Below are 23,600 nucleotides of genomic sequence, written 5' to 3'. Positions count from 1 at the left end.
TTCGATGAAGCGAAGCGAAATGGCCGTCGGCATCCGCGCATTGGCGGCTTGCATCGCCAAAAAACTAAAAAGCCACCGGCGCTGCCGGTGGCTCTTGGTTGGGAGAAGGGGCACAGGCCCCGGGCTGGTGCTTATCCCACCCACTTCCTCGCATTGCGGAACATCCGCATCCACGGGCTGCCGCCATCGGCGACCTGCTTCCATGCATCCGGCGCCCAGCTCATGGTCGCGGCGCGGAACACGCGCTCGGGGTGCGGCATCAGCACGGTGAAGCGGCCGTCGACGGTGGTCACCGAGGTGATGCCGTCCGGCGAGCCGTTCGGGTTCAGCGGATAGGTCTGCGTGACCGCGCCGTAGTTGTCGACGAAGCGCAGCGCCACATGGGCCTGGTCGATATTGCCCTGCTGCGAGAAGTCGGCAAACCCTTCGCCGTGCGCGACCACGATGGGGATGCGGCTGCCTTCCATGCCGGCGAAGAAGATCGACGGCGACGACTGCACCTCGACCGTGACATAGCGCGCCTCGTACTGCTCCGACTGGTTGCGCGTGAACTTGGGCCAGGCGCCCGCGCCCGGGATGATCGGGGCCAGGTTGCTCATCATCTGGCAGCCGTTGCACACGCCCAGCGCGAAGGTGTCCTGGCGGTTGAAGAAGGCGGCGAACTGCTCGGCCATCTGCGCATTGAACAGGATGGTCTTGGCCCAGCCCTCGCCCGCACCCAGCACGTCGCCGTAGCTGAAGCCGCCGCAGGCGACAAAGCCGGTGAAGTCGGCCAGGTTGGCGCGCCCGGCGATCAGGTCGCTCATGTGCACGTCGTGCGTGTCGAAGCCGGCGTGGTCCATGCTGTACGCCATCTCGATCTGCGAGTTGACGCCCTGCTCGCGCAGGATCGCCACGCGCGGACGCGCACCGGTGGCGATGAACGGCGCGGCGATGTCCTCCGCCGGATCGAAGGTCAGCACCGGGCTGATGCCAGGATCGGCGGCGTCGAGCAGGCGGTCATATTCGCTGTCGGCGCAGGCCGGGTTGTCGCGCAGGCGCGCAATGCGCCAGCTGACCTCGCTCCAGTTGCGCTGCAGGTCCGTGCGCGACGCGCCGAACACCTTCTTGGCGTCACGGTAGATCTCGACCTGGTCGGTGGTGTTGGGCTTGCCGACCACATGGCTGCATGCCGACAGGCCGGCCTCGCGCAGCACAGCGAACACGGCGTCGCGGTCTTCCATGCGCACCTGCACCACCGCACCCAGTTCTTCCGAGAACAGCGCGCGCAGGGTCTGGTCATTGCGGCGCTCGGCGATCTGCTGGGCCCAGTTCTTGGCATCGCCGTAGTCCTGCTCCTGCTGCGGATCGAGCGCCAGCATGTCGACGTTCAGCGAGATGCCGCAATGGCCGGCAAAGGCCATTTCGGCCAGCGCCGCCATGAAGCCGCCGTCGGAACGGTCGTGGTAGGCCAGCAGCTTGCCCTCGCGGTTCAGGCGCTGGATCACGTTGAAGAAGTTCTTCAGGTCTTCCGCATTGTCGACGTCCGGCGCGCTGTCGCCCACCTGCTGCGTCACCTGCGCCAGGATGCTGCCGCCCATGCGGTTCTTGCCGCGGCCCAGGTCGACCGCGATCAGCACGGTGTCGCCGGCGTCGGTGCGCAGTTGCGGCGTCAGCGTGCGGTTGACGTCATCGACCGCGGCAAAGGCCGAGATGATCAGCGATACCGGCGCCACCACTTCCTTGTCGACGCCCTGGTCCTGCCACTTGGTGCGCATCGACAGCGAATCCTTGCCCACCGGGATGCTGATGCCCAGCGCCGGGCACAGCTCCATGCCGACGGCATGCACGGTGTCGTACAGCTTCGCATCTTCGCCTTCGACGCCGCAGGCGGCCATCCAGTTGGCCGACAGCTTGACCTTGCCCAGGTCCTTGACCGGCGCGGCCGCCAGGTTGGTCAGCGCCTCGCCGATCGCCATGCGGCCCGAGGCCGGTGCATCGATCACGGCCAGCGGGGTGCGCTCGCCCATGGTCATCGCCTCGCCGGCGTTGCCCTTGTAGTCCAGCGTGGTCACGGCCACGTCGGCCACCGGCACCTGCCACGGGCCGACCATCTGGTCGCGCGCGTTCATGCCGCCCACGGTACGGTCGCCGATCGAGATCAGGAACGACTTGCTGGCCACGGTCGGATGGCGCAGCACGTCGCGCACGGCCTGCTCCAGGCTGATGCCGGTCACATCGACGGCCGGCAGCGGCTGCTCGACGCGCTTGACGTCGCGGTGCATGCGCGGCGGCTTGCCCAGCAGCACGTCCATCGGCATGTCGACGGCGTAGTGCTCCTTGAGCGCGGCGTCGACGCTGGCGTCGACCAGCTGCAGCTGCTTCTCTTCCGTGGCGATGCCGACCACGGCGAACGGCGAACGCTCGCGCTCGCACATGGCCTGGAACTGCGGGAAGCTGTCCGGCGCGATCGCCAGCACATAGCGCTCCTGCGACTCGTTGCACCAGATTTCCGCCGGCGACAGGCCCGACTCTTCCAGGTGCACCTGGCGCAGGTCGAAGCGCGCGCCGCGGTCGGCGCCGTCGACCAGTTCAGGGAAGGCGTTGGAGATGCCGCCCGCGCCGACGTCGTGGATCGACAGGATCGGGTTGGCGTCGCCGAGCTGCCAGCAGGCGTTGATCACTTCCTGCGCGCGGCGCTCCATCTCGGGGTTGCCGCGCTGGACCGAGTCGAAGTCCAGGTCGGCGGTGTTGGTGCCGGTCGCCATCGAGCTGGCGGCGCCGCCGCCCATGCCGATGCGCATGCCCGGGCCGCCCAGCTGGATCAGCAGCGTGCCGGCCGGCAGCGGGTTCTTGTGCGTGTGCGAGGCGTCGATATTGCCGATGCCGCCCGCGATCATGATCGGCTTGTGGTAGCCGCGCACGGTGCCGCCGACGTTCTGCTCGTAGACGCGGAAGTAGCCGCCCAGGTTGGCGCGGCCGAATTCATTGTTGAACGCGGCGCCGCCGAGCGGGCCGTCGATCATGATCTGCAGCGGCGAGGCGATGCGGTCAGGCTTGCCGGTCACGCCGGGCTTGTCGTCGGGATTGCGGTGCGCCACCGGCTGGGCCGCGTCGCGGTCGTTTTCCCACGACTCGACGGCGTCGGGCAGCATCAGGTTGGACACCGTGAAGCCGGTCAGGCCGGCCTTGGGCTTGGCGCCGCGGCCGGTCGCGCCTTCGTCGCGGATTTCACCGCCGGCGCCGGTGGAGGCGCCCGGGAACGGCGAGATCGCGGTCGGGTGGTTGTGCGTCTCCACCTTCATCAGCGTGTGCGTCAGCGCCTCGTGGCGGCCGTACTTGTGGTCTGCGCCGCGCGGGAACCAGCGCTCGGCCACGTCGCCTTCCATCACCGCCGAGTTGTCCGAGTAGGCCACGATCGAGCCCTGCGGATTGAGCTGGTGCGTATTGCGGATCATCGCGAACAGCGACTTGTCCTGCTGCACGCCGTCGATGGTCCAGGTGGCGTTGAAGATCTTGTGGCGGCAGTGTTCGCTGTTGGCCTGCGCGAACATCATCAGCTCGACGTCGGTCGGGTTGCGCTCCAGCTTTGCATAGGCGTCGACCAGGTAGTCGATCTCGTCCTCGGACAGCGCCAGGCCCATCTCGACGTTGGCCGCCGCCAGCGCGGCGCGCCCGGCCGAGATGTCGATAAAGCGCAGCGGCTTGGCCGGCAGTTCCTGGAACAGGCCGGCGGCATCGTCACGCGAGGCGACCACGGTCTCGGTCATGCGGTCGAACAGGTGCGCGGCGACGGCGGCGCGGGTGTCCGCATCCAGCGACTTGCGCCCGCGCAGCAGGCCCTTCTTGCAAAGCACGGTGATCTCGATGCCGCGCTCGATGCGGTGGATATGGGTCAGGCCGCAGTTGTGGGCGATGTCGGTGGCCTTGCTGGCCCACGGCGAGATCGTGCCGAAGCGCGGGATCACCACGAAGCGGTCGCCCTCCGGCTGCTCGGCGAACGGTGCGCCATAGGTCAGCAGCGCCGCCACGCGCGACTGGTCGTCGGCCGACAGCGGCGTCTGCGCATCGACGAAATGCAGGAACTGGCCGTGCACCGACTCGATATCGGCGTCGATTTGCCGGAGAGCGGTGAGCAGGCGTTGCTGACGGAAGGCGGAGAGCGCCAAAGCGCCGGGGAAGCACGAGAAATGCGCCATGATCGTAGCGGTCAGGGAGGCGTGGAGGTAAAGCCTGGTAGGGGCCTGGTAGGGGCTGCTGCTTGCTCGGCACCGCTGCATGGGGTGCCGGCTGGCGGGAAACCGCTATTGTACCTTGCCGGCACCCGCTTTTTGCACTGCGACATCCGCACGGTGCTGTGTCACGCTCCGGCGTGATAATGCTTATGCATCACTTGAAGGCCAGGAATGGCTCAGAGTGACGTTGCCGACCGCGCCGCCTGCTCGTACAGGCCGGTCAATACCCGCATCAGCCGGGCCAGTTCACCGATCTCGGCATTCTCTTCGCTGCCCGCGGTGAAATTGCTGGTCAGGCATTGCTCGCGGATCTCGCGGTAGCGCGAGCACGCCTCCGCGCCGGCCTCGGTGGTCGAGTACGTCGCCTCCTTGCCCACCCGCTCCCCGCTCACCAGCCCCAGCCCCTGCAGCTTCTTCAGCGCATAGGTCACCAGGTGCGTGTCTTCCACGTTGAGCACGAAACAGATATCGGCCAGCCGCTTGGGCCGGCCGCGGTGGTTGACGTGGTGCAGCACCAGCACGTCCAGGAAGGTCAGGTCGCGCACGCCGGCGGCGCCCATGCAGCGCACCACCCAGCGGCTGTAGGCGTTGTAGGCGGTGTTCAGGCCGAACTCGAATTCCGACAGCTCGGGGCTGCGCACCGACACCAGGTGCGACGACGACACGATATTCGCGCCGGCGGCGCGCGACAGTGCGGTAGCGGGCCGGCCGGCGCGGGCATCGGCTTCGGCAGCTGCGGCGGCGGGCGCGCTTTCGGCGGGCTTGCGTGACATGCGGGAGTTTCCTTTCGATTGGGGGCGGCATTCAAGGCGTCCGGGGGCCCGGTTGCGGCGGATCGACCTGCCAGCCGCCGCCTTCGGCCTGACAGTTTATCGGTGAATTACCACGAATAAAACGACATTTCGGGGACCGCGCACGGCCTGGGTATCTGGAAATACCTCACGTGTTTTCGGACGCTTCCCAGACCGGCCGGAGACGCTATACTGTATATCCATACAGTATCAACCCGAGCCCCCATGTCGCCCGAACCCGCAAACTGCCCCCTCTGCGGCGCTGCTGCCGAGCGCACCCGCGCCGCGCCCCGCGGCTATCTCTATCACTGCCCCGCTTGCGGCGCCTATCACATCAGCCGCAGCGCCCTGGCTTGCCGCCAGCAGATCCCGGCGTCCGCCAGGAACGATGTGCGGCTGCTGCGCGCTTACGGCCACCAGCCCCGGATCGAGGTCTGCCGGGACGGGGTGCGCATCGTGCCCGGGCGGAGGTAGGCATGGGCAACAGCAAACGGGCCGCCGGCTGCCACCTGCCGGCCGCGACGCCGGGGTATCCGGTAGCCGGGGCCAACGGCATCCTGGCGCAAGTGCAGGGACACCATGTCGCCGCCGCGCTGCAGACCCTGCCGCGCGCCACGGCGGAGGCGCCCAATCACCATGAGGTCCTGGTCGAGGCCGGCCATCTGGGCACGGTTCGGCTCTTTATCGTAAAGAAGCTCGCGCGCCATAACCGGCACAGCCACTATTACTGGTCGGCCTATCGCGCGGAACCCGCCTGAGGTCCCGGCCGGGCTCCCAAGCATCAAGACGTGATGCATTTCTGCCACGCTACCACTTGAGTAGGGATATGCTATGGCGACTGCGGCGCGGCAATATCGCACTGCCGGATGCGTTCACCCATTCGGCTTTGACCGCCCGCTGCATGTAGCGGGCGCTTTTTTGGCCCGGACCCCGGGAGGCAATATGCAAGCGCGAATTATTCGCGTTACACCGGCCGACGTTGGCTGGGCGCTGGACTGCGAGAGCGCGCCCCAACGGCAACGGTTCCCGACGCTCGAGGACGCGATCTCGGCGGGCTGGGCACGAGCCAGGCGCGAGAACGGCGAACTGCATATCCATTGCCACGACGGTGGCCTGCGCCTGCGCGCCGCCGTCACCCCCGAGGAGTCACACGGCTGACCGCGCGGCCGGTCGCAGCGCGGACTTGCCCGATGGCCGCGACAGCACTTGCCGTCACAGTCGCGGTCAGCGCGACCATGCGTGCCCAACGCGCCGCAATCAAGCACTGCGCCGGCAATCGCGTAAGATGTTACTGGCCAGGTCCATAGACCGGTTTGTCCAATCCTGCCGGAGCAGACATGCGACTTGCTGATTTCATCAGGCGCGACATGAGCAGCATCCTGAGGGAGTGGGAGGCGTTTGCCGCCACCCTGGTGCCGGCCGCAAGACACATGGATGCGCCCGCCCTGCGCGATCACGCGCAGCAGATCCTGAATGCCGTGATCAAGGATCTGTCCACCCCGCAAACGCGCCACGCCCAGCGCCAAAAGTCGCTGGGGCGGTCGCCCCGCCTGCCCGATGCACCGGAAACCGCGGCCCAGACCCACGCGCTGCTGCGGGCACGCCATGGCTTCAACATCAACCAGATGGTCAGCGAGTACAGGGCCCTGCGTGCCAGCGTGCTGCGGCTGTGGATCGATGACGGCCACCCGGGCCCATCGGATTTCGATGACATGGTCCGCTTCAACGAGGCCATCGACCAGGCCGTCACGGAATCCGTCGGTATTTCGATGCGCAGGTCGAGCAGGCGCGCAACCTGCTGCTCGGCATGCTGGGGCACGACATGCGCAGCCCGCTGCAGACCATCCAGACCACCGCTCAATACCTGGCCGCGCTGAACGCCGGGGAAAAGGTATCGGAAGCCGCGACCCGTCTGATCCGCAGCGGCTCCCGCATGAATGCGCTGCTGGACGACCTGTGCGATTTCAACCGGACCAAGCTGGGCCTGGGCATCAACATCGCGCCCGCCGCGATCGACCTGGCGCAGGTGTTTGGCGATGCCGTGGACCAGTTGCGCGCCGCCCACCCGGACCACCGCATCGAATTCGCCGCCGAGGGCAACCTGCAGGGCGTCTGGGACGGTGCGCGGCTGCAGCAGCTGCTCTCCAACCTGGTGACCAACGCGGTCACGTACGGCGCGGCGGACACGCCGGTCCGGGTTGCCGTCACGGGCCATGCGGCGCAGGTCCATGTGTCGGTCTGGAACAGCGGCCCGCCGATCGATCCGCAGACCCTGGGCCAGATCTTCGACCCGCTCAGGCGGGGCGAGGATCCGCACGACAAGAACGCACCCGGCCTGGGGCTGGGGCTGTATATCGCGAGCGAGATCGCCAGGGCCCACCAAGGCTCGATCGACGCCCGCTCCGATGCGGCCGGGACCGTGTTCGAGGTACGCCTGCCGCGCCAGGCCTAGCCGGCGGCTCCGCCCCACCCCACCCCGGCACTGCCGCGGCGCGCGCCACGACATAGAGGCCATCCCTATCTGTCGCCTTGCAGGGCTTCTTGCTACCCTTGAGGTTCCCAGGCCGCCCCCCGGCGCGCGCTGCGCGCGCCGCCGCACCTCATTCGCAGACCCATGCCCTTGATGCTTCCCGACCTCGATACCCTCAACGCCCGCCTGCGCGACGGCGGCACCAGCCGCGCACAGATCGTCGAGCAGGCCGCTGCCCGCGCGGCCACGCCGGCGGCCGCGGCCGTGTTCCTGCACAGCACCTTCGAGGCCGCCGCCCAGGTGGCGCGTGCCGCCGATGCCGCCAGCCGCGCCGGCAAGGCGCTGCATCCGCTGGCGGGCCTGCCGGTCTCGGTCAAGGACCTGTATGACGTGGCCGGAGAGGTCACCCGCGCCGCCTCGCTGGTGCGCGCCGATGCCGCGCCGGCTGTCGCCGACGCGCCCGTGGTGGCGCGCCTGCGCGCGGCCGGGGCAGCGCTGGTGGGGCGCACCAACATGACCGAGTTCGCCTTCTCCGGTGTGGGCATCAATCCCCATTACGGCACGCCCGCCAATCCGGCCGGCGGCGAAGGCGCCGCCCGCATCCCGGGCGGGTCGTCGTCCGGCGCCGCAGTATCGGTGGCGCTGGGGCTGGCGGTGGCCGCGCTCGGCAGCGACACCGGCGGCTCGATCCGCATCCCGGCCGCGCTGTGCGGCATCACCGGCTTCAAGCCCACCGCGCGGCGCGTGCCGCTGGCCGGGGCCTTCCCGCTGTCGTACACGCTCGACACCGCCTGCGCCATGGCGCGCACGGTCGGCGACTGCATCGCGGTGGACAGCGTGATTGCCGACAGCGCGGTGCTGCCGCGCGTGACCGATCCCGCCGCGACGCGGCTGGCGATCCCGCGCCAGCTGCTGCTGGACGATCTCGACCCCGTGGTGGCGCGCGCCTTCGACCGCGCCCTGGGCCGGCTGTCGGCCGCCGGCGTGCGGCTGGAGCATGTCGACCTGCCCGAGCTCGGCGAACTGGCCGCGCTGAACGCGCATGGCGGCTTCAGCGCGGCCGAGGCCTATGCCATCCACCGCCACCTGCTGGCGGCCCGCCGCGACCGCTACGACCCGCGCGTGGCGTCGCGCATCGACCGCGGCGCGGGCATCAGCGCCGCCGACTATATCGACCTGGGCCGCGCCCGGCTGGACTGGATTGCCCGCATGGAAGCGCGGCTGGACGGCTTCGACGCGGTGGTCTGCCCCACCGTGCCGATGGTGGCGCCCGAGATGGCGCCGCTGCGCACCGATGACGCGCACTTCTTCCGCGTCAATGCCCTGCTGTTGCGCAATACCTCCGCCTTCAATTTCTTCGACGGCTGTTCGGTATCGATGCCGTGCCATGCGCCGGACGAGCTGCCGGTGGGCCTGATGCTGTCGCACGGGCCGATGCGCGACGCCAGCCTGCTCGGCACGGCCCTTGCCTTGGAACGTATCGTGCAGCCCATCATGCAGCCCTTAGCGCGCGCCGACTGAGCCCGCCGCCGCGCCGTTGATCTTGCGCCATGCGCCGGGCCCGAGCCAGGCCCGCACGTGGCACCAGGTAGTACGCAACCCGCTGTACCACCGCGCCCCCGCGCGCACACCAGGAGAGATCGAGATGCGAGTCAAGGCAATGATCGCGGCCACGCTGATGCTGGCCGCCGTGGCGGCACAGGCGGACACCAAGTGGGACCTGCCCACCGGCTACCCCGTCGCCAACCTGCACACCGAGAACCTGCAGCAGATGGCCAGCGACGTCGACAAGGCCACCGGCGGCAAGCTCAAGATCGTGCTGCATCCGAACGGGTCGCTGCTCAAGGCCAACGAGATCAAGCGCGGCGTGCAGACCGGCCAGGTCCAGATGGGCGAGATCCTGATGTCGCTGCTGGCCAACGAGAACCCGGTGTTCGGCGTCGATGCGGTGCCGTTCCTGGCCACCAGCTATGCCGATGCCTACAAGCTGTGGCAGGCCTCGCGCCCGGTCACGGAGAAGGTGCTGGACAAGCAGGGGCTCAAGCTGCTGTACGCGGTGGCCTGGCCGCCGCAGGGCATCTACGCCAACAAGCCGATCAATTCGGCCGCCGACATGAAGGGCCTGAAGTGGCGCGCCTACAATCCCGCCACCTCGCGCATCGCCGAACTGGTCGGCGCGCAGCCGGTCACGATCCAGGCCGCCGACCTGGCGCAGGCGCTCGCCACCGGCACCGTCAACTCCTTCATGTCGTCGGGCGCGACCGGCGTCGACACCAAGGTGTGGGAGAGCGTGAAGTACTTCTATGCGGTCGATGCCTGGCTGCCCAAGAACATGCTGGTGGTCAGCAAGAAGGCCTTCGCGGCGCTCGACAAACCCACCCAGGACGCGCTGCTCAAGGCCGTCGCCGACGCCGAGAAGCGCGGCTGGCAGGTATCGGAGCAGAAGACCAAGGAATACCTGGCCACGCTCGCCAGGAACGGCATGACGGTGCAGCAGCCGTCGCCGCAGCTCAAGGCCGACATGCAGAAGCTGGGCCAGACCATGGTCGACGACTGGGCCAAGAGCGCGGGCCCTGACGGCAAGGCCATCCTCGACGCCTACCGCAAGTAGGCCCGGGGACCCGCGTCCACCGATCTCCAGCGCCCTGCATCGCCGCCGCGCCGGCTGCCATGCGGGGCGCCCATCCTTATCTTCGCCGCCCATCATGCCCACTGCCCCCTCCTCCAAGCGCTGGCTCGACCGCCTGCTGGACCTGTTCGCAGCGCTCGGCGCGCTGTGCATCCTCGCCGTCTGCGTGATCATGATCCTGATGTCGCTGTCGCGCGAAACCTCGGTGATCTTCAAGGGCGGCGACGACATCGTGGCCTGGCTGTGCGCCGCCTCCGCCTTCCTGGTGCTCGGCCAGACCTTCCAGCATGGCGGCATCGTGCGCGTGGAGATGCTGCTGTCGGCGGTCGGCCCGCGCCGGCGCTGGCTGCTCGAACTGGTCTCGCTCACCATCTGCCTGGTGTTCGCCGCCTATGCGGCCTGGGCGCTGGGCACCTTCGCGTTTCAGAGCTGGGAGATCGGCGATGTCTCGCAGGGCCAGATCGTGATCCCGTTGTGGATACCGCAGAGCTTCGCGGTGCTGGGCTGCGGGGGGTTCCTGCTGGCGGTCGCGGACGAATGGCTGCGCGTGGTGCGGCGGCAGAAGCCGCGCTACCAGCTGGCCCAGGAAGCCAAGCTGGCCGCCGGCGATTTCGGGGAGACGGTCTGATGAGCACGGTCGTGGTTGCGCTGATCCTGCTGCTGGTGCTGATCGTCTTCCTCGCGCTGGGCGCGTGGATTCCCGTGGCCATCGCGGTCACGTCGTGGATCGGGCTGGTGGTGTTCTCCGACCGCGAGGCGCTGGTCAGCCTGGCCAATGCGTGGTGGTCGTCGAGCGCCTCGTACACGCTGGCATCGCTGCCGCTGTTCGTGTGGATGGGCGAGATCCTGTTCCGCACGCGGCTGTCGGAGCAGATGTTCAGCGGGCTGTCGCCATGGCTGAGCTGGCTGCCCGGGCGGCTCATGCACGTCAACATCCTGGGCTGCGGCATCTTCGGCTCGGTGTCGGGCTCGTCGGCGGCCACCTGCGCCACCATCGCCAAGTCGGCGCTGCCCGAACTGACCCGGCGCGGCTACGACGAGCGCATCACGCTGGGCTCGCTGTCATGCGCCGGCACGCTTGGCATCCTGATCCCGCCGTCGATCACGATGGTGGTGTACGCGGTCTCGGCGGATGTGTCGATCATTCGCGTGTTCCTGGCCGGCTTCGTCCCGGGGCTGCTGCTGATGCTGCTGTTTTCCGGCTACATCGTGGTCTGGGCGCTGGCCAACCCGGACAAGACCCCGGCGTCGGAGCACTTCAACTGGCGCGCGCGGCTGGCGTCGATCCGGCAGCTGCTGCCGTGCATCGTGCTGATCGCCTTCATCACCGCGATCATGGTGACCGGCTACTCCACCGCCACCGAAGCCGCGGCCTATGGCGTGGTCGCGTCGCTGGCGCTGGCGTGGGCGGGCGGGTCGCTCACGCGCGCCGCATTCTGGGACAGCCTGATGTCGGCCACGCGCCTGACCGCGATGATCATGTTCGTGCTGGGCGCGACCTCGTTCCTCTCGGTGACCATGAGCTTTACCGGCATCCCGCGCGCGCTGGCCGAGTGGGTGGCCGCGCTGCAGCTGTCGCCGTGGGCGCTGATCGCGGTGCTCACGGTGATCTATATCGTGCTCGGCACGGCGCTGGACGGCATCTCGATGATCGCCCTCACCACCGCCACGGTGCTGCCGATGGTGCAGGCGGCCGGCTTCGACCTGGTCTGGTTCGGCATCTTCATCGTGCTGCTGGTGGAGATTGCCGAAGTGACGCCGCCGGTCGGCTTCAACCTGTTCGTTTTGCAGAGCATGACAGGCAAGGACAGCAATTACATCGCGCGGGTCTCGCTGCCGTTCTTCATGATGATGGTGATGGCGATCGCCATCGTCACGATCTGGCCCGGCGTGGTGACCTGGCTGCCCGACGCAGTGATGCAGCAGGAGGTCAAATAGCCTTGGCCGGGACGGCAACGGACACGCGAGGGAGGTTCGCGCAGCGATGCATGTGATCGTCATCGGCGCCGGCGCGATCGGCGTCAGTTCGGCGTGGTACCTGCGCCAGGCCGGTTTCGACGTGACCGTGCTCGAGCGCCGCGGCGCGCCGGCGCAGGAAGCCAGCTTCGGCAATGCCGGCGTGATCGCGCCCGGCTACGTCACGCCCTGGGCCGCGCCCGGCATGCCGGCCAAGATCCTGCGCACGCTGTTCGCGCGCGAGGCGCCGGTGCTGTTCCGCCCCGCCGCGGACCCGGCGATGTGGCGCTGGATCGCGCGCTGGCTGCGCGAATGCCGGCTCGAGCGCTACCGCGCCAACAAGCTGCGCATGCAGCGGCTGGCGTTCTACAGCCGCGCCTGCCTGCACCGGCTGCGCAGCGAGCTGGAGATCGACTACGAGCAGTCGCAGGGCTACCTGCAGCTGTTCCGCACCGCGCGCGAGCTGGACCTGGCCGGGCCCGCCATCGCCCTGCTGCGCGAGAACAACGTGCCGCACCGGCTGGTCAGCGCCGCCGAATGCCGCCAGATCGAGCCGGGCCTGGCCGCCGGCACGCCGCTGGCCGGCGGGCTGCACCTGCCGGAAGATGAATCCGGCAACTGCCCGATGTTCGTGCGCGCGCTGCACCGGCATGCGCAAGCCGCGGGCGTGTCGTTCCGCTTCGACACCGCGGTGACACGCATCCGTCCCGGCCCGGCCGGCAAGCTGGAGATCGAGCTGAACGAACCCGGCGGCCAGGGCTCTGCCGCGGTGCTCGGCGCCGAGCGCGTGCTGGTCGCCGCCGGCGCCGACAGCGCCGCGCTGCTGCGCCCGCTGGGCCTGCGCGTGCCGCTGTATCCGGTCAAGGGCTATTCGGTGACGGTGATGATCCGCGACGAACTGCAGGCCCCGCTGGGCGCGCTGATGGACGAGTCGTACAAGGTCGCGATGACGCGCATGGGCAACCGGCTGCGCGTGGCCGGCACGGCGGAGCTGGGCTCGCGCCGGCTCGACCTGCGCCCCGCCGCGCTGAACACGCTGGTCAAGGTCGCACGCGACTGGTTCCCGGTGGCCGGCAACTACCAGGAGGCGACGCAATGGGCCGGCGCCCGGCCGATGCTGCCCGACGGGCCGCCGCTGATCGGCCCCACCGCGGTGCCGGGGCTGTTCCTGAACCTCGGCCATGGTTCGACGGGCTGGGCGATGAGCTGCGGATCAGGCAAGATTGCGGCTGACCAGATCGCCGCCAGCGCTGGCGCTGCCGCCGGCCGCGACGGTCCGGACATCGACATGGAAGGCCTGCTGCCCGACCGCTACGGGCTGGGGCCGGCCAACTGAGCCCGACATGACCCGCCCTGCCGCCACCGCCATCACGCCCACCGGCCACGAACACGACTGGCTTGCCCTCGATGCGGCCGCGCCGGCCCCGGTGCCGCTCTACGGCGTGGCCACGATCCGCCGCCTCGAGCACGCCGCGCTGGCGCAGCTGCCAGCCTTCACGCTGATGTCGCGCGCCGGCACGGCAGCGGCGCGCTGGCTCGCTTGCCATGCGCCCGACGGGCCGCTGCTGTTCCTGGCGGGGCCGGGCAATAACGGCGGCGACGCGCTGGTCGCCGCCACGCAGCTGCATCGCGCCGGGCGCGCGGTGCAAGTCTGGCTCGCCGCCGATCCGCAACGCCTGCCGGCCGATGCCGCCACCGCGTGGCAGCAGGCGCAGGCCGCGGGCGTGCCGTCGAGCGTGATGGCCGAGGTGGAGACCGCGCAGGACCCGCACTGGCCCGCCGGCACCGCCGCGATCGTCGATGGCCTGCTCGGCATCGGCCTGAACCGCCCCGCCGATGGCCGCATGGCGTGGTGGATCGACCAGCTCAACCGCGCCGCGCTGCCGGTGTTTGCGCTGGACATTCCCAGCGGCCTGTCCGCCGACACCGGCGCTGGCGCGCCGGCCGTGCGCGCCTGGCGCACGCTGACCTTCATTGCCGCCAAGCCCGGCCTGCTGACGCTGGACGGGCGCGACTGCGCCGGCGCGGTCGAGATCGCGCCGATCGGCCTGGACTATCCCCCGCGCGAAGCACCGCAGGGCCTGGTGAACGGCCCCGCGCTGTTCGGTGCCGCGCTGCCGCGCCGCCGCCACGCCAGCAACAAGGGCACGCATGGCTCGCTGGCGGTGATCGGCGGCAACCTCGGCATGACCGGCGCGCCGCTGCTCGGCGCACGGGCGGCGCAATGGCTCGGCGCGGGCAAGGTGCATATCGGCTTCCTGGCGCAGCCGGCGCCGCTGCTCGATCCGCTGCATCCGGAGCTGATGCTGCATGCGCTCGACGCGCTGGCACTGGCGTCGATGTCGGCGCTGGTGATCGGGCCGGGCATGGGCACCGATGCCAACGCCCGCCAGCAGTTCGCGCGGCTGCTGCAGGCCGCGACGCAGCCGCTGGTGCTGGATGCCGATGCGCTGAACCTGCTGGCGTCCGATCCGGCCCTGGCGGGTGAGCTGGCCACGCGCGGCGCCGCCACCGTGATGACGCCGCACCCGCTCGAAGCCGCGCGGCTGATGGGCGTGCCGGTGGCCGAGATCCAGCGCGACCGCCCCGCCGCCGCCGCGGCGCTGGCCGCTCAATGGCAGGCCGTGGTGGTGCTGAAGGGATCGGGCAGCGTGATCGCCGCGCCCGACGGCAGCCCGTGGACGCTGAACCCGACCGGCAACGCGGCGCTGGCCAGCGCTGGCACCGGCGACGTGCTGGCCGGCATGCTGGGCGCGCTGCTGGCGCAAGGCATGGCGCCGCTGGCCGCGGCGCAGGCGGCAGTGTGGATCCATGGCCGTGCCGCCGATGTGCTGGTCGAACAAGGCACGGGTCCGGCAGGCGTCATGGCAGGTGAACTGTATGCGCCGGCCCGCGGCGTATTCAACCAGTTGCTGAACGCAGCGCAAGCGTAAGGCAAGCGCGAGGTTCGCGTTCCGGCGCATACCGGCGGCGCCCGCCGCACCTGCCGTCAGACAACGACCGATACCGGCGCGGCGCCGCGGCTGTTATGTTGCAAGTGGTAACGATATGACGCCGCCGCTACCCTCGATGCCGCGATTGCTGGCGATATACTTACCGCTCCGTCTTGCAAGCCGGCAATGCCACGCGGCTCGCGCCCCGCAACCCCGCTAGTCCTGCACGCCCAGTCCTGCATGCCCACTGACCTTCACGCCTGGAACGCCCTGCTGCGGCACCATGACACCCTTCGCGACGCCCGGATGCGCGACTGGTTCGATCGCGAAGGCGCACAGCGCGTCGCGCAATGCTCGCTCGAGGCCGCCGGCCTCTATCTCGACTACTCGAAGAACCGCATCACCCAGCAGACCATGAGCCTGCTGATGCAACTCGCGGCCGAGGCCGGCGTCACCCGCCGTCGCGACGCGATGTTCGCGGGCGAGCATATCAACACCACCGAAGACCGCGCCGCCCTGCACGTGGCCCTGCGCGCCCCCGCCGGCGCCGGCTACAAGGTCGACGGCGAAGCCGTGGTGCCGGCCATCCAGCAGGTCCTGGCGCGCATGCGCGACTTCTCCGCGCGCGTGCGCAGCGGCGCCTGGAAGGGTGCGACCGGCGAGCGCATCACCGATGTCATCAACATCGGCATCGGCGGTTCCGACCTGGGGCCGCGCATGGTGTGCCGGGCGCTGTCGCATCTCGCCGATGCGGATGGCAACACCGCGCCGCGCATGCACTTCGTCTCCAATGTCGACGGCACCGACCTCGCCGAGACCCTGGTGCGGCTCGATCCCCAGCGCACCCTGGTGATCGTCTGCTCCAAGACCTTCACCACGCTCGAGACCATGGCAAACGCGCACAGCGCGCGCGCGTGGTTTGTCGCCGGCGGCGTGGCCGAGCAGGACCTGGCCAAGCACTTCGTCGCGGTCTCGACCAATACCGAGGCGGTGCGCGAGTTCGGCATCGACCCGGCCAATATGTTCGAGTTCTGGGACTGGATCGGCGGGCGCTTTTCGCTGTGGTCGTCGGTGGGCCTGTCGATCACGCTGGCGGTGGGCTTCGATGCCTTTGTCGACCTCCTCGCCGGCGGGCGCGCGATGGACGAGCATTTCCGCAGCGCGCCGCTGGAGCGCAACATGCCGGTGATCCTCGGCATGCTGGGCATCTGGTACCGCAATTTCTGGAACCTGCCGACCAGCTGCATGGCGCCCTATTCCACCTCGCTGGAGCTGTTTCCCGCCTTCCTGCAGCAGCTGGAGATGGAGAGCAACGGCAAGTCCGTGCAGCTCGACGGCCAGCCCATCCGCACGCATACCTCGCCGGTGGTGTGGGGCACGGCCGGCACCAACGGCCAGCACGCGTACTTCCAGCAGATCCACCAGGGTTCGCAGGTGGTGCCGGTGGATTTCGTCGCGCCGCTGGTGCCGCCGCGCCGGCTGCCGGGCCATCACGCCAAGCTGCTGGCCAATTGCTTCGCCCAGGCCGAGGCGCTGATGCGCGGGCGCAGCGCCGACGAGCTGCGCGCCGCCGGGCTGAAGGACGAGGTGCGCATCGCGCATATGGTGTTCGACGGCAACCGCCCCAGCAACACGCTGCTGATGGAGGACCTGACGCCCAATGTGCTGGGGGCGCTGATTGCGCTGTACGAGCACCGCACCTTCGTGCAGGGCGTGGTGTGGCGCATCAACTCGTTCGACCAGTGGGGCGTCGAACTGGGCAAGATCCTGGCCCGGCCGATCGAGGCCGAACTGGCCGGCACCGCCACCGGCCAGCACGATGCCTCCACCGCCGCGCTGATCGCGCGTGCCCGCGCGGTGCTGCAGGCGGGCGCGGCCAGCTAGCCGCTAGACCTCAAGGCCGATCCATTCGTCGCTGGCCACGCGGCCGGCGTCGATGGTCAGCACGCGCCCGCAGCGCGACGCCACCGAGCGGTCGTGCGTGACCAGCACCAGCGTCGAGCCGGCATCGCGGTTCAGCTCGAACATCAGCGCGATCACCGCTTCGCCGGTGGCGGTATCGAGGCTGCCGGTCGGTTCATCGGCGAACAGGATGTCGGGCCGGGCCACGAAGGCGCGCGCCAGCGCCACGCGCTGCTGCTCGCCGCCCGACAGCGTGCGCGGGTAGTGGCCCAGGCGCGCGCCCAGCCCCACGCGCTGCAGCATGTCGACGGCGCGCTCGCGCACCTGCGCGGTTTCGCCGCGCAGTTCCAGCGGCAGCATCACATTCTCCAGCGCGGTCAGGTGGCCCACCAGCTGGAAAGACTGGAACACGAAGCCGACATGCCGGCCGCGCACCGCGGCGCGCTGGTCCTCGTCCAGCGCATACAGGTCCTGTCCCTGCAGCCGCACCGTGCCGGTGCTGGGCAGGTCCAGCCCCGCCAGCAGCCCCAGCAGCGTCGACTTGCCGGATCCGGACGCGCCCACGATGGCGAGCGTTTCGCCCGGCGTGACGGAAAACGTCACGTCGTGCAAAATCGTCAGCGAACCGGTCGTGTCGGCTACGGTCTTTCCAAGGGATTCGACTGCAAGAATGGAAGAAGACATGGATATAGGGATCCGAGGGAAAAAGCGCAGGCTGCTGCTGGCAGCCGGCATGGCGCTGGCAATTGCGGCTGCCGGACCGGCGCGGGCCCAGGCTCCGGCCAAGACCGCGGCCCGGGCCAGCGCCCCCGCGCTGCTGGTACTGGGCGACAGCCTGTCGGCCGAATACGGCATCGCGCGCGGCGCGGGCTGGGTCACGCTGCTGCAGGACCGGCTGCGGCAGGAGCGCTTCGATTATAGCGTCGTCAATGCCAGCATCAGCGGCGAGACCACCATCGGCGGCAAGACCCGCCTGCCCGACCTGCTGTCGCGGCACCGTCCCGCCATCGTGGTGATCGAGCTCGGCGCCAACGACGCGCTGCGCGGCTTGCCACTGCACACCACCGAGGCCAACCTGCGCAACCTGGTCACCACCGCGCAACAGGCCGGCGCCAGCGTATTGCTGATCGGCATGCGCATCCCGCCCAACTATGGCCAGGACTACACCGAAAAGTTCGTTTCGCTCTATCCCAGGCTGGCGGGCGAATACAAGGTGCGGCTGGTGCCTTTCTTCCTTGACCAGGTGATCGCGCGGCAGGACTGGTTCCAGCCGGACCGCATTCATCCGACCGCGGCGGCGCAGCCGGCATTGCTCGACACGGTGTGGCCGCAGCTCAAGCCACTGCTGAGGAGAAGCGAGGGCAAGTGAGGGGGTTGTGATTGGGTTGTCTTGCTTGGCGGGCGCGGCTGTTTCGCCGGCGCAGCCGGCGACCTCCTTTCTGTCCGAGCGACAGAAAGGAGGCAAAGAGCGCGTCGCCTGAGCGGCTGGCTAAGGCGGCGTTAGTGGTTCCAGCGGTGGTGACTCGCGGTTCTACGATTGGTGGTTCCACCCTGCTGACGCTACCTGGAGGTGCCTGACGTTCGAGGTCGGATGGACGAACCCGACTTCAGGTCGGTGGCAGCCTTCTAACTGCGTTGTTGGTGGGACGCCTTCGGCTGCGCTGCGCGCGCTCCCTATCTCAGGTCTACGGCTCTGGCACGGAGTGCGTCGCTGCGCTCGCACGGCGCTGTCGCGTGCGATCCCAACAGCGTGTTTCCTCCCGCTTGTTTGCTCCCCTCTCCCGCTTGCGGGAGAGGGGCGGGGGAGAGGGCCAGCGCATCGACGAAGTCCACCGCATCCATCCGCGCGCGCCCACATCATTGCCCGGAATTCGGCGATCCACTATAAAAAAACCCCTGCCGCATTGGCAGGGGTTTTTGATTCAGGCGTGGCCGCTGTGGCGCCGGCCTGGCGCCCATCACTCCGCGCCCTGCTCCTGCGTCGCGCCGGCCGGCGTCAGCAGCTTGACCTTGGAGCGGGCCTTCAGGCTTTCATAGAAGGCCTGCAGGTCGGTCTGGCCGGCCAGTTGCGCCAGCTGCTGTGCCTCGGCCTGGCGGCGGGCTGGATCGGCCTGCGGCGGCTGGCTGACCTTGGTGATGCGATAGACCGCATAGCCCTGCGCGCCCAGGTCGACACCGACCAGCGCCGGCAGCTTGGCGGCATCGGCGCGCATCACGGCTTCCACGGCCTGCGGCGTCATGCCCTCGGCCTTGGTGCGCGACACCGTCTGCACCGCGCCGAAGCCCTCGGCACTGTCTGCCTGCTTCAGCGCGGCCAGTCGCGCCTCGCCATCCTTGCGCGCCAGCGCCGCGGCCTGCTGCGCGACATAGCCTTCGCGCACCTGCGCTTCGACTTCCTCGAACTTGCGCACGGTCGCCGGGCGGTACGCGACGATGCGCGCGGCCACCAGCGTGTTCGGCGCAACCTGCACGGCTTCGGTGTTGCGCTTGTTCTTGACCGCGTCGTCGCTGAACAGCGCCTTGAGCAGCTTCTCGTTGTTCAGCGGGCTCTGCGCGCCCAGCGCCGGATTCGGCTGGCGCGTGACGTTGTCGGCGGTCTGGATGGTCAGCTTGAACTTGTCGGCGGCGGGCTTGAGGCTGTCGGCCTGCTCGTAGACGGTATTGCCGAAGGCATCCGCCTGCTCGGCAAACTTCTTGTCGGCGAACTGCTTGCGCAGCTCGGCTTCCAGCTCCGTGCGCACGGCCTCGAGCGGCCTGGTTTCGGCGGGCTTGGTGCCGGTCAGCTTGATGATGTGGTAGCCGAAGTCGGTCTCGACCACGTCGCTGATCTGGCCTTCCTTGAGCGCGTACATGGCGTCCTCGAACGGCTTGACCAGCGCGCCGCGGCCCATGAAGCCGAGGTCGCCGCCCTTCGCGGCCGAACCCGGGTCTTGCGAGTTCTTGCGCGCCACCTCGGCGAAGCTGTCCGGCTGCTTGCGCACTTCTTCCAGCAGCTTGGCCGCCTTGTCCTTGGCGGCCTGGCGCTGCGCCGCCGGCGCGTCCTTCGGCGCGCTGATCAGGATGTGGCTGGCGCGGCGCTGCTCGTCGACGCGGAAGCGCGCGATATTGCTTTCGTAGTACGACTTCAGCTCTTCCGGCGTCACCGCCTGCGACGCGGCCAGGGCCTCGCCCGACAGCACCAGGTATTCGACCTTGGCCTGCTCGGGCACCGAGAAGTCCTGCTGGTGGCTGTCATAGTAGGCTTTCAGCGCGGCGGCGTCGGGCTGCACCTTGGCCGTGTAGCCGGCCGGCTTGAACATCAGCGCCTGCACCTCGCGCTGCTGGTCGCGCACCGCCATCAGGCGCTCGATCAGCGACTTCGGCACGAACGCGGTCGCGGCAATCGACCCGCCCAGCTGCTGCGTGGCCAGCTCGAAGCGCATGCGCGCATCGAACTGCTCGGGCGTCATGCCCTGCGACTGCAGCAGCTGCAGGTAAGCCTTGTCGTCGATCTTGCCGTCCTTGCCGCGCGGCAGCTGCGCGATCGCCGGCAGGTTGCTGATCTCTTCGAGCAGCCTGGCGTCCGACACCGTCAGGTGCTCGCTGGTCACCGCATTGGCCATCACGCGTTGCTGGATCAGTTGCTCGAGCACGGCCTTGCGCGCCTCCGGGCCCTCGAACTGGCGCGGATCATAGTTGGCGCCCAGGATCTGGCGCGCGCGCTCGCTCTGGTCGCGCACCACGTTGTCGACCTCCTGCACGCTGATGGCACGGCCGTCGACCTTGGCGGCATCGTGCGAGCTGTCCATGAAGCGCGAATAGCTTTCCACGCCGAAGAACACGAACGACGGGAAAACAAGCACCAGCAGCAGCAAGAGCATCAGGCGCCGGTTGTTGCGTACGAAATCAAGCATGCGGATTCGGGTAGTGGATTGGCACGAAAGACAAACTCCGCGATTCTATCAGGAGCCGGTGGGCAAGCGCCCTTTGTGCAGGGTGGCGAACATGGCGGAGCGAGGCCATGGCGCAAATGAAAAACGCCCGCGATGCGGGCGTTTCTTGATACTGGCGGAGTGGACGGGACTCGAACCCGCGACCCCCGGCGTGACAGGCCGGTATTCTAACCGACTGAACTACCACTCCTGTGTCGGTGCCTGCTGCAGACTGCTTTCGTACCTGCGCTGCAGCAGAGAGGCCGAACTATAGCGTATGTTGCCGGAGCAGCGCAATACGGGGACACGTTTAATTTGGCGCCCGTGCGAAGGGTCCGTGGCCGGTCCCCGCCCACTGGTGTCATCCCGCTGTCACTTGCGCCCCGCACAATGGCCCTCGTTCGGCCATCCAGGCCACTTGCACAGCCACGCCGGTTGACTTGCGGCGCACCGCACCAACGGTTGTCCTTGACACCCGTTTTTTTGCGGCTTGAATGAAAACGTTTTCATTTTCTCCTGCACCAGCTCCTGCACTGAACCCGATTCCTGCCGAATGCGCCGCAACGCCACCTCCCTCGCCGCTTCGCCCGCGCCCTCCAATGGCGCGACCCTGGTCAATGTCGCCAGGGCCGCGGGCGTGTCGCTGGCGACCGCCTCGCGTGTGTTCAGCAATCCGGAGCTGGTCCGCCAGGACACCGCCGGGCGCGTATTGCAGGCGGCGGGTGAGCTTGGCTTCCGCCCCAACCTGCTGGGTGCCAAGCTGCGGGCCCAGCGCTCGCGCATCGTCGGGGTCATGCTGCCGACGCTCGAGAACGCCGTGTTTGCCGAATGCTGGCACGGCATCGAGGAGGCGGCGCTGGCGCAAGGCTATTCGCTGATGCTCGTGACCAGCCGCTACGACCCGGCCCGCGAACGCGAGCGGATCGAATATCTGCTGCGTCACCGCGTCGACGGCATGGTGCTGACGGTGGCCGATGCCGCCCGCAGCGCGGTGCTGGACCAGCTGGATGCCGAAGGCGTGCCTTATGTCCTGGCGTACAACCAGGCAGCGCGCCGGGGCCAACGCTATTCGGTATCGGTGGACAACCGCGTCAGCGCGCGCGCCGGCGTCGAGACGCTGATCGCTGCCGGGCATCGGCGCATTTCGGTGGTGTCCGGCGCCTTCGTCGCGTCGGACCGCGCCAGGCAGCGCCACATGGGTTACCAGGACGCGATGCGCGCGCATGGCCTGCAGCCCTTGCCGCCGCTGTCCCTGCCAGCCCATACGCCCACGCACACGCCGGCGGAGGTCGAGCGCATCCGGCGATTCGTCACAGCGCCATCCGCGCCCACCGCGCTGTTTTGTACCAACGACATGCTGGCGATCGGTGTGATTTCCATCCTGAAGCGCCTGGGGCTGTCCGTGCCCGGCGATGTATCCGTGCTCGGCTACGACGGCATCGAACTCGGCCAGTTGCTGGAACCGCCGCTGTCCACTGTGGCCCAGCCCAACAACGAGATCGGTGCGCGTGCGCTGGGCTGCCTGCTGGCGCGGCTGGAGCCCGCCAGCGCCGGGGCCGCGCCTGGCCCCCGCATGCCGCGCGCGACGCTGCTGCCGCACGCGCTGCGCGAAGGCGCTACCGTCGGGCCGCCGGCCTAGCAGCACTGCAACCAAAGCAGCGCCGACATCGCCTCGTCCTACGCCGTTTTCCACCACCGTCGTATCTAGAAAAGGAGTGAATCATGCAATCGACTTCGTCCTGGCTGCGCCGCTTGCGCTGGCTGCTGCCCACGATTGGCGCGGTCGTATTCAGCCACGCCGCGGCCGCGCAAACGGCAATCTGCTACAACTGCCCGCCGGAATGGGCGGACTGGGCAGCGCAGATCCGCGCGATCAAGGAGAAGACCGGCGTCACGGTGCCGCACGACAACAAGAACTCGGGCCAGTCGCTGGCCCAGATCGTCGCGGAAAAGGCCAATCCGGTGGCCGACGTGGTGTATTACGGCGTGACGTTCGGCATCCAGGCGCAGAAGGAAGGCGTGACGGCACCCTACAAGCCTGCCAACTGGAATGACATCCCCGACGGCCTGAAGGATCCGCAGGGCCACTGGTTTGCCATCCATTCGGGCACGCTGGGCCTGATGGTCAATGTCGACGCGTTGCGCGGCAAACCGGTGCCGCAGTCATGGGCCGACCTGCAGAAGCCCGAGTACAAGGGCATGGTTGGCTATCTCGACCCGGCCAGCGCCTTTGTCGGCTATGTTGGCGCGGTGGCGATCAACCAGGCCCTGGGCGGCTCGCTGGACAACTTCGGCCCGGCCCTCAAGTTCTTCAAGGACCTGCAGAAGAACCAGCCCATCGTGCCGAAGCAGACCGCGTACGCGCGCGTGCTGTCCGGTGAAATCCCGATCCTGCTGGACTACGACTTCAACGCCTATCGCGCGCGCTACAAGGATCGCGCCAACGTTGCCTTCGTGATTCCCCGGGAGGGCTCGCTGGTGGTGCCCTACGTCATGAGCATGGTCAACAAGGCGCCGCATCCTGCTGAAGCCCGCAAGGTGCTCGACTTCGTGCTGTCCGATGCCGGCCAGTCGCTGTGGGCCAATGCCTATCTGCGCCCGGTACGGGCCAAGGCCGTGTCGAAGGAAGTGGAATCCCGCTTCCTGCCCGCCTCGGACTATGCGCGCGCGAAGACCATCGACTACGGCAAGATGGCCGAAGCACAAAAGGCCTTCAGCGACCAGTACCTGAAGGAAGTGCGCTGACGCCGCGCCGGGGCGCGCGTCGCCCCGGCCAGCCCCTCTCAAGATGGAG

General features: G+C 68.8%; 17 protein-coding genes, 1 tRNA gene and 1 pseudogene. 14 read left to right on the top strand and 5 right to left on the bottom strand.

Features of this window, described 5'->3' with window-relative positions:
• Positions 1 to 131: 131 nt before the first annotated feature.
• On the bottom strand, positions 132 to 4,178 hold the full coding sequence (gene purL, locus CBM2588_RS08500) for a phosphoribosylformylglycinamidine synthase (protein WP_115680157.1): 4,047 nt from the start codon (positions 4,176 to 4,178) through the stop codon (positions 132 to 134).
• A gap of 212 nt (positions 4,179 to 4,390) precedes the next feature.
• Positions 4,391 to 4,987 (bottom strand): winged helix DNA-binding protein, encoded by a 597-nt coding sequence (locus CBM2588_RS08495; protein WP_115680156.1) that lies wholly within the window; start codon positions 4,985 to 4,987, stop codon positions 4,391 to 4,393.
• 243 nt (positions 4,988 to 5,230) lie between these two features.
• Between CBM2588_RS08495 and CBM2588_RS08490 the strand changes: the two genes are divergently transcribed.
• The 11 genes and pseudogenes from CBM2588_RS08490 to pgi all read left to right on the top strand — a co-directional run bounded on the left by CBM2588_RS08490 (position 5,231) and on the right by pgi (position 16,877).
• Positions 5,231 to 5,479, top strand: a complete 249-nt coding sequence (locus CBM2588_RS08490) for a hypothetical protein (RefSeq protein WP_115680155.1) — start codon at positions 5,231 to 5,233, stop codon at positions 5,477 to 5,479.
• 2 nt (positions 5,480 to 5,481) lie between these two features.
• Positions 5,482 to 5,763 (top strand): hypothetical protein, encoded by a 282-nt coding sequence (locus CBM2588_RS08485; RefSeq protein WP_115680154.1) that lies wholly within the window; start codon positions 5,482 to 5,484, stop codon positions 5,761 to 5,763.
• A 184-nt stretch (positions 5,764 to 5,947) separates the two neighbouring features.
• Positions 5,948 to 6,163: a DUF2188 domain-containing protein gene (locus tag CBM2588_RS08480; RefSeq protein ID WP_115680153.1), complete on the top strand. Its 216-nt coding sequence runs from the start codon at positions 5,948 to 5,950 to the stop codon at positions 6,161 to 6,163.
• 179 nt (positions 6,164 to 6,342) lie between these two features.
• Positions 6,343 to 7,457, top strand: a pseudogene (locus CBM2588_RS08475) (ATP-binding protein).
• A gap of 162 nt (positions 7,458 to 7,619) precedes the next feature.
• Positions 7,620 to 8,996 carry an amidase gene (locus tag CBM2588_RS08470; RefSeq protein ID WP_115680152.1) on the top strand — a complete coding sequence of 459 codons (1,377 nt, stop codon included), beginning with the start codon at positions 7,620 to 7,622 and terminating at the stop codon, positions 8,994 to 8,996.
• A 124-nt stretch (positions 8,997 to 9,120) separates the two neighbouring features.
• Positions 9,121 to 10,086: a TRAP transporter substrate-binding protein gene (locus CBM2588_RS08465; protein WP_115680151.1), complete on the top strand. Its 966-nt coding sequence runs from the start codon at positions 9,121 to 9,123 to the stop codon at positions 10,084 to 10,086.
• 94 nt (positions 10,087 to 10,180) lie between these two features.
• Positions 10,181 to 10,732, top strand: a complete 552-nt coding sequence (locus tag CBM2588_RS08460) for a TRAP transporter small permease subunit (protein ID WP_115680150.1) — start codon at positions 10,181 to 10,183, stop codon at positions 10,730 to 10,732.
• Positions 10,732 to 12,042 (top strand): TRAP transporter large permease, encoded by a 1,311-nt coding sequence (locus tag CBM2588_RS08455; protein ID WP_115680149.1) that lies wholly within the window; start codon positions 10,732 to 10,734, stop codon positions 12,040 to 12,042. The genes CBM2588_RS08460 and CBM2588_RS08455 overlap by 1 nt, the downstream gene beginning before the upstream one ends.
• A 46-nt stretch (positions 12,043 to 12,088) precedes the next feature.
• Entirely contained in the window at positions 12,089 to 13,396 is a 1,308-nt protein-coding gene (locus tag CBM2588_RS08450; protein WP_115680148.1) for a D-amino acid dehydrogenase, read from the top strand.
• Positions 13,397 to 13,403: 7 nt separating this feature from the next.
• Entirely contained in the window at positions 13,404 to 14,993 is a 1,590-nt protein-coding gene (locus CBM2588_RS08445; RefSeq protein WP_115680147.1) for an NAD(P)H-hydrate dehydratase, read from the top strand.
• A gap of 240 nt (positions 14,994 to 15,233) precedes the next feature.
• Positions 15,234 to 16,877 carry a glucose-6-phosphate isomerase gene (gene pgi, locus CBM2588_RS08440; protein ID WP_115680146.1) on the top strand — a complete coding sequence of 548 codons (1,644 nt, stop codon included), beginning with the start codon at positions 15,234 to 15,236 and terminating at the stop codon, positions 16,875 to 16,877.
• 3 nt (positions 16,878 to 16,880) lie between these two features.
• Here pgi and CBM2588_RS08435 read toward each other — a convergent pair whose 3' ends face one another.
• Positions 16,881 to 17,579, bottom strand: a complete 699-nt coding sequence (locus tag CBM2588_RS08435) for an ABC transporter ATP-binding protein (RefSeq protein WP_018005892.1) — start codon at positions 17,577 to 17,579, stop codon at positions 16,881 to 16,883.
• On the opposite strand from CBM2588_RS08435, the gene CBM2588_RS08430 reads away from it, so the two are divergent.
• The gene (locus CBM2588_RS08430; protein WP_115680145.1) at positions 17,578 to 18,264 is read left to right on the top strand and encodes an arylesterase; all 687 of its coding nucleotides are present in this window, start codon (positions 17,578 to 17,580) and stop codon (positions 18,262 to 18,264) included. The two genes, CBM2588_RS08435 and CBM2588_RS08430, sit on opposite strands and share 2 nt — an antisense overlap.
• 589 nt (positions 18,265 to 18,853) lie before the next feature.
• On the opposite strand, the gene CBM2588_RS08425 is transcribed toward CBM2588_RS08430, so the two are convergent.
• A complete protein-coding gene (locus CBM2588_RS08425) occupies positions 18,854 to 20,788 on the bottom strand; it encodes a SurA N-terminal domain-containing protein (RefSeq protein WP_115680143.1) in 1,935 nt (644 codons plus the stop codon).
• 152 nt (positions 20,789 to 20,940) lie between these two features.
• Positions 20,941 to 21,017 (bottom strand) — tRNA-Asp (locus CBM2588_RS08420).
• Positions 21,018 to 21,359: 342 nt separating this feature from the next.
• Between CBM2588_RS08420 and CBM2588_RS08415 the strand changes: the two genes are divergently transcribed.
• The gene (locus CBM2588_RS08415) at positions 21,360 to 22,445 is read left to right on the top strand and encodes a LacI family DNA-binding transcriptional regulator (protein WP_115680142.1); all 1,086 of its coding nucleotides are present in this window, start codon (positions 21,360 to 21,362) and stop codon (positions 22,443 to 22,445) included.
• Positions 22,446 to 22,528: 83 nt separating this feature from the next.
• On the top strand, positions 22,529 to 23,551 hold the full coding sequence (locus tag CBM2588_RS08410; RefSeq protein ID WP_115680141.1) for an ABC transporter substrate-binding protein: 1,023 nt from the start codon (positions 22,529 to 22,531) through the stop codon (positions 23,549 to 23,551).
• The last annotated feature ends 49 nt before the right edge of the window (positions 23,552 to 23,600 follow it).

It is taken from the genome of Cupriavidus taiwanensis, assembly GCF_900250075.1.
Lineage (GTDB): Bacteria > Pseudomonadota > Gammaproteobacteria > Burkholderiales > Burkholderiaceae > Cupriavidus > Cupriavidus taiwanensis_C.
The sequence above is the reverse complement of the archived record's forward strand: the minus strand, read 5'-3'. Positions and strand labels throughout refer to the sequence as shown.

What these genes read in the sequence shown, in the direction of transcription:
- purL (WP_115680157.1), bottom strand. Translation starts at nt 4,178, where the DNA reads ATGGCGCATTTCTCGTGCTTCCCCGGCGCTTTGGCGCTCTCCGCCTTC.
- CBM2588_RS08495 (WP_115680156.1), bottom strand. Translation starts at nt 4,987, where the DNA reads ATGTCACGCAAGCCCGCCGAAAGCGCGCCCGCCGCCGCAGCTGCCGAA.
- CBM2588_RS08490 (WP_115680155.1), top strand. Translation starts at nt 5,231, where the DNA reads ATGTCGCCCGAACCCGCAAACTGCCCCCTCTGCGGCGCTGCTGCCGAG.
- CBM2588_RS08485 (WP_115680154.1), top strand. Translation starts at nt 5,482, where the DNA reads ATGGGCAACAGCAAACGGGCCGCCGGCTGCCACCTGCCGGCCGCGACG.
- CBM2588_RS08480 (WP_115680153.1), top strand. Translation starts at nt 5,948, where the DNA reads ATGCAAGCGCGAATTATTCGCGTTACACCGGCCGACGTTGGCTGGGCG.
- CBM2588_RS08470 (WP_115680152.1), top strand. Translation starts at nt 7,620, where the DNA reads ATGCCCTTGATGCTTCCCGACCTCGATACCCTCAACGCCCGCCTGCGC.
- CBM2588_RS08465 (WP_115680151.1), top strand. Translation starts at nt 9,121, where the DNA reads ATGCGAGTCAAGGCAATGATCGCGGCCACGCTGATGCTGGCCGCCGTG.
- CBM2588_RS08460 (WP_115680150.1), top strand. Translation starts at nt 10,181, where the DNA reads ATGCCCACTGCCCCCTCCTCCAAGCGCTGGCTCGACCGCCTGCTGGAC.
- CBM2588_RS08455 (WP_115680149.1), top strand. Translation starts at nt 10,732, where the DNA reads ATGAGCACGGTCGTGGTTGCGCTGATCCTGCTGCTGGTGCTGATCGTC.
- CBM2588_RS08450 (WP_115680148.1), top strand. Translation starts at nt 12,089, where the DNA reads ATGCATGTGATCGTCATCGGCGCCGGCGCGATCGGCGTCAGTTCGGCG.
- CBM2588_RS08445 (WP_115680147.1), top strand. Translation starts at nt 13,404, where the DNA reads ATGACCCGCCCTGCCGCCACCGCCATCACGCCCACCGGCCACGAACAC.
- pgi (WP_115680146.1), top strand. Translation starts at nt 15,234, where the DNA reads ATGCCCACTGACCTTCACGCCTGGAACGCCCTGCTGCGGCACCATGAC.
- CBM2588_RS08430 (WP_115680145.1), top strand. Translation starts at nt 17,578, where the DNA reads ATGGATATAGGGATCCGAGGGAAAAAGCGCAGGCTGCTGCTGGCAGCC.
- CBM2588_RS08435 (WP_018005892.1), bottom strand. Translation starts at nt 17,579, where the DNA reads ATGTCTTCTTCCATTCTTGCAGTCGAATCCCTTGGAAAGACCGTAGCC.
- CBM2588_RS08425 (WP_115680143.1), bottom strand. Translation starts at nt 20,788, where the DNA reads ATGCTTGATTTCGTACGCAACAACCGGCGCCTGATGCTCTTGCTGCTG.
- CBM2588_RS08415 (WP_115680142.1), top strand. Translation starts at nt 21,360, where the DNA reads ATGCGCCGCAACGCCACCTCCCTCGCCGCTTCGCCCGCGCCCTCCAAT.
- CBM2588_RS08410 (WP_115680141.1), top strand. Translation starts at nt 22,529, where the DNA reads ATGCAATCGACTTCGTCCTGGCTGCGCCGCTTGCGCTGGCTGCTGCCC.